Genomic DNA, 12,708 nt, shown 5'->3' with positions numbered 1-12,708 from the left:
GCTACCCGACAGGCTCGACGCTGCTCGAACCGAACGGGACGGAGGAGCGAGGGCGCTTCCGCCCCCGCCCCACGCCTCACTTCGGCTTCACGAACCGCAGCGTCATCCGGTCGCTCTCGCCGATCGCAGCATATTTCGCGCGGTCGGTGTCGCCCAGCCGATAGGTCGGTGGCAGCGTCCACACGCCCTGCGGCCAGTCGGCGCTGTCCTTCGCATTGGCATTCACGTTCGATCTGCCCGCCAGCTTGAACCCGGCCCGGGTCGCAAAGGCGATTACCGAGCTTTCCTTCATATAGCCCGATTTTTCTTCCGCTGCGGCATCGCGCCCCTCGGGCAGGCGGTGTTCGACCACGCCCAGCACGCCGCCCGGCTTCAACATGCGGAACATCGCGTCGAATGCCGCCTGCGCCTGGTCCGCGCCGCCGAAGCGCCAGTTATGGACGTTGCGGAAGGTCAGCACCTTGTCGGCGGTACCGGCGGCAACGCCCGTTTCGTCGGTCTTTGCGGGAAAGGCGACGACCTGCGCCTTGCCGAACGCGGTCGCGTCACGCGCCTGCAGCTTGGTCATCATCTCGGCGGTACGCGGCAACGGGCCGGCGGCGATATAGCGTCCCTTTTCGCGCAGCATCGGCGCGAGAATTTCACTGTACCAGCCATTGCCGGGCCAGATTTCGACCACGGTATCGGTCGGCTTCACCCCGAAGAACGCCAGCGTCTCCGCCGGGTGGCGATAGCGGTCCCGCGCGACATTGGCCGGGCTGCGTACCGGCGACGCGATCGCGCTGGCCAGCGGCCCGCGTGGTGCCTGGGCCGGGGCGGGGGTGAGGGCCAGCAGCGCGATACTTAGCGCTGGCAGGAACAGGGCGGTTCGACGCATGGGGAAACTCCTGAATGGAGGAACGGGTGGACGACGCACACAGGTGGTTATGGACGATTGCGGGCGTCGCGGCGATGCTCTTTGCGGTATCGGTGCTGGCGGAACGTCGCCGTACCCTGCGCCGCGATCCCGACCGGGTCGGGTGGGTGCCGTGGACGCTGATCCAGCTGATCGCGGTGTTGCTGGTCGTGTTCGCGGTAGCCTTTGCGTTGAAATAGCAAGGCTCGCCGCACGACGTCGCCCCGGCGAAGGCTGGGGCCGCAAGCGGCTCCTGTCCCGCCCGATTACCGGGAAATCCCAGCCTTCGCCGGGACGCTGTACGAAGCAGGGCGACTGTATCCGTCCCTAGTAGAAGTTCGCCAATGTCAGCGAGCGTTCCGCCCCGTCGCAGAGCGTCAGCTTCACCACCCTCCCCGGCGCATCGGTGCCCCACCGGACGTCGACGCCGCCGTCCGGCGTCAGCGAGACCGGTTTGCCATCGACCGCGCAGATCAGTTCGTCGGTCTTCCACCCCGCTTTCGCCCCCGGTCCCCCCGACATGACGTGCAGCACGCGCAGCCGGGCGCGGTCGTAGCCGAGCAGCAGCCCGCTGGTCGATTTGAGCGGGGCGGGCGGGGCGGTCGGGTTGGGCATGACCACCATCTGTCCGGCGGCGGGGTCGAGCAGCACGCGGTAGCGGAGCAGCAGACCGGTGCCGATCCGCCCGGCGACGCGGACCTGTTTCGTGAACCCGCCATCGCCCTCGATCCGGAGTTCGATCGGTCCGGTCGGCACCCCGCCCAAGGTCACCTTGTCGGTCACGGTCAGCCCGGCATCGACCACCCCGCCCGCGCCGAACGCGATGGTCGAGGTGACCCGCGCGCCCTTCAAGGCGGCCGCCCGCCACTGGCTCCGCGCAACGCTCAGCGATCCGCCGTCGCCGGTATCGACCAGCAACGGGCGAACGCGGCGTTTGCCGAGTGTCGCTTCGGTCAGGTACAGCCCGCTGCCCGCCTGCAACGTCATCGGCACTCGGGTTCCCGCAAAGGGCATCCGGCCGCTGGGCAACAGGCGGAAGCGCCGATTGGCGAAGTCGATATCGATCGCATTGGGCGCGATCAGGTCGGTGCCGACCAGCACCTCGGCATCGCCCGATGCGCTGGCGAGCAGTTTCGGCAGGTCGATCACCGCCACCCGCCCGCCCTTGCGATTGAGCGCCCCGAACGCCACCGTCTTCGTCGGTGCCCAGTCCACCCGGATCGCACCGCCCAGCGCGATGCCGGCTGCGGCTTCCTTGGTATCGATGGTCAGCTTCGCCCGTCGCGCAAATTCCCGGCTGACTGCGCTATGGTTGAGGCCGGTGTCGAGCAGCGCCTGCGCCGCGACGCCGTCGATCGTCATGGCGAAGCGCAGATGGTTGGCGCTGGTCAGGGTAAAGGGTACCCAGCGCGCCTCCGCATCGGCATCGAGTTGTCCCTGCGCATGGGCGACGACGGGCGCGCACAGCAGCAGCGCGAGAATAAGGCGGAGCATCACGCGCTTATCGTAGGACAGCCAAGTCCCTGACGCTACAGGCAAGCCTCCAGCAGCGCCTGATCGAAGCCATATTGCTTGGCCTTGTCGAGTGTGTACGGGCGCATCCCCATCGAGCGATATTCGCCGATGATCTTGCCGTCGGCGCTTTCGTCCAGATATTCGAACTTGAACAGTTCCTGGGTGACGATCACCGGGCCTTCCATCCCGATCACCTCGGTGATGTTGGTCACGCGGCGCGACCCGTCGCGCAGGCGCTTCACCTGCACGATCAGGTCGACCGAATCGGCGATCTGGCGGCTGATCGCTTCCTTCGGCACCTTGATGTCCGACATCATCACCATGTTCTCCATACGCGCGAGGCATTCGCGCGGGGAGTTGGAGTGGAGCGTCGCCATCGACCCGTCATGGCCGGTGTTCATCGCGGCGAGGAGATCGAAACACTCGCTACCACGAATTTCGCCCAGGATGATCCGGTCCGGGCGCATACGCAGCGCGTTCTTGACCAGGTCGCGGATGGTGATCTCGCCTTGCCCCTCCAGGTTGGGCGGACGGGTTTCAAGCGGCAACCAGTGCGGCTGTTGCAGGCGCAGTTCGGCCGCGTCCTCGATGGTCAGCACGCGTTCGCCGGGGTCGATCATCTTCGACAGCGCGTTGAGCATCGTCGTCTTGCCCGAACCGGTGCCGCCCGAAATCACGATGTTGAATCGGCTGGCCCCGGCGACCTTCAGCGCGGTCGCCATCTTGGTGCTCATCGATCCGAAACCGGCCATCATGTCGATGGTGATCGGCTTGGCCGAGAATTTGCGGATCGAGATCGCGGTGCCCTTGAGGCTCAAGGGCGGCACGATCACGTTGACGCGGCTGCCGTCCTTCAGCCGGGCGTCGGCCAGCGGCGTCGTCTGGTCGACGCGGCGGCCGACCGAGTTGCAGATGCGCTGCGCGATCTGGAACAGATGCTCCTCGTCGCGGAAGGCGATATTGGCCAGCTCCAGCTTGCCCTTGCGCTCGACGAAGGTCTGTTCGGGACCGTTGACCATGATGTCGCTGATCGCCGGGTCGGCCAGCAATTCCTCCAGCGGCCCCAGACCCAGCAGCTCGTCGACCAGCACCTTTTCCAGCGCGAACTGTTCGCGCCGGTTGAGGGTCAGTTTCAGCTCGGCCAGCACCTCGCCCACGATCGGGCGAAATTCCTCGGCCAGTTCGTCCTTGGTCAGCGTCGCGGCCGCTTCGGGATCGACGCGTTCGAGCAGGCGGGGCAGCACCTGTTCCTTGATGCGGTGGATCGAGGTTTCGAATCCCTCGACCCGGCTGTTGCCCGCCTCACCCGACAGCGCCTGCCGGTCGGCGAGGCGCTGCATCGCGTCACCCACGCCCTGCGGCATCGCACCGGACTGTTCGCCGGGCATCGGTTCCAGATCGCCGCCGGCCAGCGGCATTTGGCGCAGCGGTGGAAATTGCGGGGCATTGTCCAGGTCGGCCGGGCGCGCCGGTCCCGATCCCTGCATCGGGCGGGCAACGCCGAACGATGGCCTGCCACCCGATCCGCCCATTCCGCTGCGCCGTCCGAATGCGTTCACGCTTGCCACCCTATGCAATCCTCGGGGCGAACCTAGGCGACAAGCTTTGACAACTTCCTAACCACATCGGGGTCCCATCCCCCGGACGCGGAAAGGGCGGAGCATGTCGCCATGCCCCGCCCTCGCAATATCGTGCAGGATGCGTCCGATCAGATGTGGATCGGCTTGCCCTGCACCGCCATCGCCGCTTCCTTCAGTGCCTCGGCATGGGTCGGATGCGCGTGGCAGGTGTAGGCGATGTCCTCGCTGGTCGCGCCGAACTCCATCGCCTGCGCCGCCTGCGCGATCATCGTGCCGGCCAGCGACGAGACGATCCACACGCCGACGACGCGGTCGGTCTTTGCGTCCGCAATGACCTTCACGAAGCCGTCGGTGTCGCGGTTGGTCTTGGCGCGGCTGTTGGCGGCGAAGGGGAACTTGCCGACCTTCACCTCACCCTTTTCCTTCGCGGCTTCTTCGGTCAGGCCGACGCCGGCGATTTCGGGCATGGTGTAGACGACGCTCGGGATCACGTCGTGGTTCACGATGCCGGTCTGGCCGGCGATGAACTCGGCGACCGCAACGCCCTCGTCCTCGGCCTTGTGCGCCAGCATCGGGCCATGGACCACGTCGCCGATCGCCCAGATGCCGTCGACCTTGGTGCGGAATTCCTCGTCGATATCGACCTGGCCGCGCTGGTTGACCGACAGCCCGGCCTTGTCGAGCGCGAGACCCTCGGTATTCGCGCGGCGGCCGATCGACACCAGTACGGCGTCCGCCGTGATCGTCGTCGCTTCGCCGCCCGCCGCCGGTTCCACGGTCAGCGTGGCGGTGCCGCCATCGACCGACGCGCCGGTGACCTTGATCGAGGTCTTGAGGTCGAAGCCCTGCTTCTTGAAGAGCTTGGCCGATTCCTTGCGGACCTCGCCGTCGAAGCCGGGCAGGATCTGGTCGGCATATTCGACGACCGTGACCTTCGCACCCAAGCGACGCCACACGCTGCCCAGTTCAAGGCCGATGACGCCGCCGCCGATCACCACCAGATGCTCGGGCACCTTGGGCAGGGCGAGGGCGCCGGTCGAATCGACGATGATCGCCGCGTCATTGTCGACCTGGACGCCCGGCAGCGGAGTGACCGACGAACCGGTCGCGATGACGATGTCGCGGGCGGTGACGGTGCGGTCGCCGATCTTGACCGTGTTGTCGTTCTCGAACGCGGCATAGCCCTTCAGCCATTCGACCTTGTTCTTCTTGAACAGATATTCGATGCCGCCGGTCAGCTCGCCGACCGCCTTCTTCTTTTCGGCGTGCATCTGGTCGAGGTTGAGCGACGCGCCCTGGATCTCGACGCCGAACTTGGCGAGGTGACCGCCGGTCGCTTCCTCGTACAGTTCCGACGCGTGCAGCAGCGCCTTGGACGGGATGCACCCGACGTTCAGGCAGGTGCCGCCGAGCGTCTCGCGGCCCTCGGCACAGGCGGTCTTCAGCCCCAACTGCGCCGCGCGGATCGCCGCGACATAGCCGCCGGGGCCGGCACCGATCACGAGGACGTCGAAGTCATATTCAGCCATAATCTCTATCCCGTCCTAGTCGTTGTGGGCGATCACGCGGATCGCGCCGTCGCCGGTACGGCGGCATTGTGCCGCAAACTGGCGCAGGGCGGGAATGCCCTGCATCACATAATCAAGCGCATCCGCACTGCCGAAGGTTTCGGCCAGATAGACATCGGCCTCCGCCATCGCCCGCGGATCGAACCGGCGGGCGAGGGTGGCGTCGTCCATCTTGTCGAGCGCGTCGGCAAAGGCCCGCATCAACGGGGGCGCGATCAGGCCGATGCCGCCTTCGCCATTCTCGTCGGCACCCAGTTCGGGCAGCGCGGCGATGATGATGCCAAGCGTATGGCCGACGTCCTCCGCCGATCCGGTCAGCAGGTAATGGACCGCGTGCCACGCTTCGCCCAGATCGAGGAAGTCGAGATTCTCGACGCCTTCCTCGAACAGGAAATCCTCGAACACCGCTGGGTCGGCGACCAGCCGGTCGATATCGGCATCGCCGGCCCGACGCAGATAGATCACCATGCCCATCGGTCTTCGTCCGCCGCTTAGAGGTCGATCAGCAGGCGCGTCGGGTCCTCGATCGCGTTCTTGAGCGCGACGAGGAAGGTCACTGCCTCGCGACCGTCGATCAGGCGATGGTCGTAGCTGAGCGCGAGATACATCATCGGGCGCACCACGACCTGCCCGTTACGGACGACCGGGCGTTCCTCGATGCGGTGCAGGCCCAGCACCGCCGACTGCGGCGGGTTGATGATCGGGGTCGACATCAGCGACCCGAACACGCCGCCGTTCGAGATGGTGAAGGTGCCGCCCTTCATCTCGTCCATCTTCAGCGTGCCGTCCTTGGCGCGCTTGCCGAAGTCGGCGATGGTCTTTTCGACACCCGCGACCGACAGCTTGTCGGCATCGCGGATGACCGGCACGACCAGCCCCTGCGGGGCGCTGACCGCGACCGAGATATCGGCATAGTCGTGATAGACGATCTCGTCGCCCTGGATCTGCGCGTTGACCGCCGGGATGTCCTTCAGCGCCATCGTCGCGGCCTTCACGAAGAAGCCCATGAAGCCCAGGCGGACGCCGTGCTTCTTTTCGAACAGGTCCTTGTACTTGGCGCGCGCCTCGATCACCGCCGTCATGTCGACGTCGTTGAAGGTGGTGAGCAGCGCGGCAGTGTCCTGCGCTTCCTTCAGGCGGCGGGCGATCGTCTGGCGCAGGCGCGTCATCTTCACCCGCTCTTCGCCACGCGTCGGCGCGGCGGCAGCGGTCGGTGCCACGGCGGCCGGGGCGGCAGCGGCAGGCGCTGCGGCGGCCGACTTGTCACCGGCGGCGGCAACGACGTCTTCCTTGGTGATGCGACCGTCGCGGCCGGTGCCCTTCACCTTGGCCGGGTCGACGCCGTGTTCGAGGATCGCACGACGCACCGACGGCGACAGCGCGGCGGCGTCGACATTGGTGTCGCCGGCGGCCGGCGCCTGCTGCGCAGCGGCCGGGGCAGGGGCGGCGGCGGGTGCCGGCGCGGCATCGGCCTTCGGAGCGGCGGCAGGGGCAGCAGCGGCGCCGTCGCCCGATTCGATCGTCGCGATCATCGCGCCGACCGACACGGTGTCGCCCGGTTGCACGGCGTGCGCGCCCATGACGCCGGCCACGGGTGCCGGAACCTCGACCGACACCTTGTCGGTTTCGAGGCTGGCGATCGGTTCGTCGGCGGCGACCGCCTCACCGGGCTTCTTCAACCATTCGCCCAGCGTCGCTTCGGTGATCGATTCGCCCAGCGTGGGGACCAGAACTTCGGTTGCCATCGGATCTTCCTCATCTCCCCCGTGTCGGGGGTAATAACACGGTTAGGATGCGGCCTTGCCGGTGGCGCGCTCGCCCTCGGCCTGACGGGTGCGGCGGATTTCGTCGCGGACATTGTGGCCGAGCGCATCGGCGACCAGCGCGCCCTGTTCGGCCTGGTGGCGCTTCATCAGCCCGGTGGCGGGCGATGCCGCCGCCGCGCGACCGGCATAGCGGGCACGCGGAACCGGCGAGCCGGCTTCGGCCAGCGCTTCCTCGATCAGCGGTTCGACCAGGAACCACGAACCGTTGTTCTTCGGCTCTTCCTGCGCCCAGACCACATCGGTCAGATTGGGCAGGTTGCGAAGCCGCGCGACCAGCGCGTCCGACGGGAACGGATAAATCTGTTCCACCCGGACGATCTGGGTCGACGTGTCGCCCGCCGCGTCGCGTGCCTCGATCAGGTCGAACGCGACCTTGCCCGAACACAGCACCAGACGGGTCGTGTTCGCATCCGCCGGTGCCGACGGATCGGACAGCAGCCGCTTGAAGTGGGTGCCCGGCAGGAAGTCCTCGGTCTTCGACACCGCCATCTTGTGCCGCAGCAGCGACTTGGGCGTCATGATGACGAGCGGCTTGCGGAAGTTGCGATGCATCTGGCGACGCAGCAGGTGGAACAGGTTCGCCGGCGAGGTGACGTTCGCCACCTGCATATTGTCGCCCGCGCACAGTTGCAGGAAGCGTTCGAGACGTGCTGAGCTATGCTCCGGTCCCTGGCCTTCGTAACCGTGCGGCAGCATCATCACGAGGCCGTTGGCGCGCAGCCACTTGGCCTCGCCCGCCGCGATGAACTGGTCGATCATGATCTGCGCGCCGTTGGCGAAATCGCCGAACTGCGCTTCCCAGATGACCAGCGCCTTCGGATCGGCCAGCGCATAGCCATACTCGAAGCCCAGCACGCCATATTCGGACAGCGGGCTGTCGAGAACCTCGAAGCTGCCATGCTCGATGGTCTTCAACGGCACGAACTTGTGCTCGTCGCTCTGGTCGACCCACACCGCATGGCGCTGCGAGAAGGTGCCGCGACCCGAATCCTGGCCCGACAGGCGGACGCCGAAGCCTTCGGACAGCAGCGAACCGAAGGCCAGCGCCTCGGCGGTCGCCCAGTCGAAGCCCTCGCCGTTCGCGAACATGCCGCGCTTGGCATCCAGCACGCGCGACAGGGTCTTGTGGACCTGCAGGTCGTCGGGAACGCTGGTCAGCGTGCGGCCGAGCGAATCGAACAGCTTCTGTTCGATGCCGGTGTCGACCGAACGGCGCGAGCCTTCCGGGTCCATCGGCGCGTGCAGGCCCGACCAGCGACCGGCGAACCAGTCGGCGCGGTTGGGCTTGTAGCTCTTGGCGTTCTCGAACTCGCCTTCCAGCAGCTGGGTGAACTCGGCGGTCTTCGATGCGACGAAATCGCCATCGATCACGCCTTCGTCGGCCAGTCGCTTGCCATAGATTTCGCTGACGCCGGGATGGCCCTTGATCTTGGCGTACATCAGCGGCTGGGTGAAGGACGGTTCGTCGCCCTCGTTATGGCCGAAGCGGCGATAGCACCACATGTCGATCACGATGTCGCGCTTGAACTGCTGGCGGAACTCGATCGCCATCTTGGTGGCGAAGGTCACCGCCTCGGGATCGTCGCCGTTGACGTGGAAGATCGGCGCCTGCACCCCCTTCGCCACGTCCGACGGATAGGGCGACGAGCGCGCGAATTGCGGGCTGGTGGTGAAGCCGACCTGGTTGTTGATGATGAAGTGGACGCAGCCGCCGGTATTGTAGCCGCGGATGCCCGAGAAGCCGAGGCATTCCCACACGATCCCCTGGCCCGCGAATGCCGCGTCGCCATGGATCAGGACCGGCAGCACCTGTTCGTGCTTTTCGAGGTCGCCGCGGAAGGTCTGCTGCGCACGCACCTTGCCCAGCACGACCGGGTTGACCGCTTCGAGGTGGCTGGGGTTCGCGACCAGCGACATATGCACCGACACATCGTCGAAGCTGCGGTCGGTCGAGGTGCCGAGGTGATATTTCACGTCGCCCGAGCCGCCGATATCGTCCGGGTTCGCGCTGCCGCCGGCGAATTCGTGGAACAGCACGCGGAACGGCTTGGCCATCACGTTGGTCAGCACGTTCAGACGGCCACGATGCGCCATGCCGTACACGATCTCGCGCACGCCGAGTTGGCCGCCGTACTTGATGACCGCTTCCAGCGCGGGGATCATCGATTCACCGCCGTCGAGGCCGAAGCGCTTCGTGCCGACGTACTTGCGGCCGAGGAACTTCTCCCACTGTTCCGCCTCGATGACCTTGGCGAGGATCGCCTTCTTGCCTTCGGGGGTGAACTGGATCGCTTTGTCGCGGCCTTCCATCCGGTCCTGCAGGAACTTGCGCTCCTCCACGTCCGCGATGTGCATATATTCGAGGCCGACATTGCCGCAGTAATTGGCGCGCAGGATGTCGACGATCTCGCGAATGGTCGCCCATTCGAGGCCGAGCGACCCGCCCAGATAGACCGGCGTGTCGATCTCGGCATCCGAGAAGCCGTAATATTCGGTGCGCAGGTCCTCGGGCAGTTCACGCCGCGCAAGACCCAGTGGATCGAGATTGGCGGCGAGGTGGCCGCGCACGCGATAGGTGCGGATCAGCAGCTGGGCGCGGATCGCGTCGCCGGCGGCCTTGGCCACGTCGACCTTGGGCGCGGCGGGGGCCGCCGCCGCCGGGGCAGGCTTGCCGCCGCGCGCGGGCTTGGGTGCCGGCTCCATCTGCGTCGGATCGAGTGCGGCGGTCAGCTCGTCGGTGTCGGTCAGCGGCCAGCGCTTGCTCTGCCAGCTGGGATGCTGGGTCGCACCCTCCAGCCCTTCGAACCACTGGCGCCAGCCGGCATCGACCGACGAGGGGTCCTCGCGGTAGCGACCATAGAGCGTTTCCACGAATGCCGGGCTGACGCCGGCGGCGATGTCGAAATCCTGGCCTTCGTAGCCCATGGTCACTTCCTGTCGTTCAGTCCCGGTCCAACCGGGACGTGCCCCGCGCGTTCCGTCGCGCAGGGCACGTTCGTTCAACCGTTCAGCACTTCGAGCAGCGTCGAGCCGAGTTCGCTGGGCGATGCCGCGACCTTGATGCCCGCTGCTTCCATCGCCGCGATCTTGCTTTCCGCATCGCCTTTGCCGCCCGACACGATCGCGCCGGCATGGCCCATGCGACGGCCCGGAGGGGCGGTACGGCCCGCGATGAAACCGGCCATCGGCTTCTTGCGGCCGCGCTTGGCTTCGTCGATCAGGAACTGCGCAGCCTGTTCTTCCGCATCGCCACCGATCTCGCCGATCATGATGATCGACTGGGTTTCGTCGTCGGCCAGAAACAGTTCCAGCACGTCGATGAAATTGGTGCCGTTGACCGGATCGCCACCGATGCCGACGGCGGTCGTCTGGCCGAGGCCGGCGTTCGAGGTCTGGAACACCGCTTCATAGGTCAGCGTGCCCGAGCGCGAGACGACGCCGACCGAACCCTTCTTGAAGATCGAGCCCGGCATGATGCCGATCTTGCACTCGCCCGGCGTCAGCACGCCCGGGCAGTTCGGGCCGATCAGCCGCGACTTCGAACCCGACAGGGCGCGCTTGACCTTGACCATGTCCAGCACCGGAATGCCTTCGGTGATCGCGACGATCAGCGGGATTTCGGCGTCGATCGCTTCGAGGATCGAGTCCGCAGCGAAGGGCGGCGGAACGTAGATGACCGAGGCGTCGGCACCGGTCTTCGACTTGGCTTCGGCGACGGTGTTGTAGACGGGCAGGCCGAGATGCTCGGTGCCGCCCTTGCCCGGCGTCACGCCGCCGACCATCTGCGTGCCGTACTCCAGCGCCGCCTTGGTATGGAAGCTGCCGGTTTCGCCGGTCATCCCCTGGGTGATGACCTTGGTGTTCTTGTTGACGAGGATGCTCATGCGTCTGCTCCAGCGTACCCCGGCGAAGGCCGGGGTCCAGTTGCGAAGGCGGTCATGGTCGTGCGATCCGATCGTACAGGTCGTCCCATTCGGGATTGAGGCCTTCGATCTCGCGCAGTTTCCAGGCTCGCTTCCATTCCTTCATTCGCCGCTCGCGCAGGCGGGCGGAATTGATGTCGTCATGCACCTCGTACCAGACGAGGCGATGACAGTTTCGTTCGTTGGTGAAGCCATCGACCGTCCCATTACGGTGGTCGTAGATGCGCTTCACCAGGTCCGTGGTCGACCCGACATAGATCGTCCCGTTACGCCCGCTGGCCATGATGTAGACGAAACCGCGTCGTTCCATCATCGGCCTTTACCCAACTGGACCCCGGCCTTCGCCGGGGTACGGTGGTAGTGCGGGGTTAGGCCAGCGTCTCGTCGATCCCCTTGCAGGCGACCAGCAGTTCCTTGACCGCATCGACCGAAACCTGGAGGTTCGCCTTGGCTTCGTCGCCCAGCTTCACTTCGACGATCTTCTCGACGCCGCCGGCACCGATCACGACGGGGACGCCGACATACAGGTCGTCGACGCCATATTCACCCGACAGATACGCCGCGCAGGGCAGAACGCGCTTCTGGTCGTACAGATAGGCCTCGGCCATCGCGATGCCGCTGGTCGCGGGCGCGTAGAAGGCCGAACCGGTCTTGAGCAGGCCGACGATCTCGCCGCCGCCGCCACGAGTGCGCTTGACGATCGCGTCGACGCGCTCCTTGGTCGACATGCCCATCTCGATCAGGTCGGTGACCGGGATACCCGAAACGGTCGAATATTCGAGGACCGGGACCATCGTGTCGCCATGCCCGCCCAGCACGAAGCTGTTGACGTCCTTGACCGACACCTTGAACTCGTCCGCCAGGAAATGGCTGAAGCGTGCCGAATCGAGCACGCCGGCCATGCCGACGACCTTGTTGTGCGGCAGGCCACTGAATTCGCGCAGCGCCCATACCATCGCGTCGAGCGGGTTGGTGATGCAGATGACGAACGCGTCGGGGGCGTTGTTCTTGATGCCCTCGCCGACGGCCTTCATCACCTTCAGGTTGATGCCGAGCAGGTCGTCGCGGCTCATGCCGGGCTTGCGGGCGACGCCGGCGGTGACGATGATGACGTCCGCACCCGCGATGTCGGCATAGTCGTTGGTGCCGGTGATCGTGGCGTCGAACCCTTCGACCGGGCCGCACTGCGACAGGTCGAGCGCCTTGCCCTGCGGCACACCATCGACCACGTCGAACAGAACGATATCGCCCAGCCCCTTGAGGGCGGCGAGGTGGGCGAGGGTCCCGCCGATGTTACCAGCGCCGATCAGCGCGATCTTCTTGCGAGCCAAGACGTCTCTCTCCGTAGCAAGTCGGACGCGGTCCTGCCGCGACGCGCGGGGCTTTACGGCGTTTTCCCAT

11 protein-coding genes are annotated in these 12,708 nt (G+C 66.3%); 1 reads left to right on the top strand and 10 read right to left on the bottom strand.

The genetic code is table 11. The features are described from left to right. Positions 1–76: 76 nt before the first annotated feature. Entirely contained in the window at positions 77–877 is an 801-nt protein-coding gene (locus tag MF609_RS02685) for a class I SAM-dependent methyltransferase (RefSeq protein WP_242414760.1), read from the bottom strand. Positions 878–903: 26 nt separating this feature from the next. Between MF609_RS02685 and MF609_RS02680 the strand changes: the two genes are divergently transcribed. Beyond that, positions 904–1,095: a hypothetical protein gene (locus tag MF609_RS02680; RefSeq protein WP_242414759.1), complete on the top strand. Its 192-nt coding sequence runs from the start codon at positions 904–906 to the stop codon at positions 1,093–1,095. 127 nt (positions 1,096–1,222) lie between these two features. Here MF609_RS02680 and MF609_RS02675 read toward each other — a convergent pair whose 3' ends face one another. The 9 genes from MF609_RS02675 to mdh all read right to left on the bottom strand — a co-directional run bounded on the left by MF609_RS02675 (position 1,223) and on the right by mdh (position 12,638). Continuing rightward, the gene (locus MF609_RS02675; protein ID WP_242414758.1) at positions 1,223–2,389 is read right to left on the bottom strand and encodes an aspartyl protease family protein; all 1,167 of its coding nucleotides are present in this window, start codon (positions 2,387–2,389) and stop codon (positions 1,223–1,225) included. Between the two features lie 35 nt (positions 2,390–2,424). Beyond that, positions 2,425–3,942, bottom strand: coding sequence for a TadA family conjugal transfer-associated ATPase (locus MF609_RS02670; RefSeq protein ID WP_242415158.1), 1,518 nt, complete (start codon positions 3,940–3,942; stop codon positions 2,425–2,427). A 176-nt stretch (positions 3,943–4,118) separates the two neighbouring features. Next, positions 4,119–5,519 carry a dihydrolipoyl dehydrogenase gene (gene lpdA / locus MF609_RS02665; RefSeq protein WP_242414757.1) on the bottom strand — a complete coding sequence of 467 codons (1,401 nt, stop codon included), beginning with the start codon at positions 5,517–5,519 and terminating at the stop codon, positions 4,119–4,121. Between the two features lie 15 nt (positions 5,520–5,534). After that, positions 5,535–6,026, bottom strand: coding sequence for a DUF1877 family protein (locus tag MF609_RS02660; RefSeq protein ID WP_242414756.1), 492 nt, complete (start codon positions 6,024–6,026; stop codon positions 5,535–5,537). Between the two features lie 23 nt (positions 6,027–6,049). Then, positions 6,050–7,303, bottom strand: coding sequence for a 2-oxoglutarate dehydrogenase complex dihydrolipoyllysine-residue succinyltransferase (gene odhB, locus MF609_RS02655; RefSeq protein ID WP_242414755.1), 1,254 nt, complete (start codon positions 7,301–7,303; stop codon positions 6,050–6,052). Between the two features lie 42 nt (positions 7,304–7,345). Beyond that, positions 7,346–10,309 carry a 2-oxoglutarate dehydrogenase E1 component gene (locus MF609_RS02650; RefSeq protein ID WP_242414754.1) on the bottom strand — a complete coding sequence of 988 codons (2,964 nt, stop codon included), beginning with the start codon at positions 10,307–10,309 and terminating at the stop codon, positions 7,346–7,348. A gap of 74 nt (positions 10,310–10,383) precedes the next feature. Then, positions 10,384–11,268 carry a succinate--CoA ligase subunit alpha gene (sucD, locus tag MF609_RS02645; protein ID WP_056001204.1) on the bottom strand — a complete coding sequence of 295 codons (885 nt, stop codon included), beginning with the start codon at positions 11,266–11,268 and terminating at the stop codon, positions 10,384–10,386. A gap of 52 nt (positions 11,269–11,320) precedes the next feature. Then, the gene (locus tag MF609_RS02640) at positions 11,321–11,617 is read right to left on the bottom strand and encodes a GIY-YIG nuclease family protein (RefSeq protein WP_242415157.1); all 297 of its coding nucleotides are present in this window, start codon (positions 11,615–11,617) and stop codon (positions 11,321–11,323) included. A gap of 58 nt (positions 11,618–11,675) precedes the next feature. Next, a complete protein-coding gene (gene mdh, locus MF609_RS02635; RefSeq protein WP_242120863.1) occupies positions 11,676–12,638 on the bottom strand; it encodes a malate dehydrogenase in 963 nt (320 codons plus the stop codon). Positions 12,639–12,708 lie beyond the last annotated feature (70 nt).

This window comes from Sphingomonas panni (assembly GCF_022664435.1).
Classification (GTDB): Bacteria; Pseudomonadota; Alphaproteobacteria; order Sphingomonadales; family Sphingomonadaceae; genus Sphingomonas; species Sphingomonas panni.
This window is presented reverse-complemented; position numbering and strand designations above follow the sequence as displayed.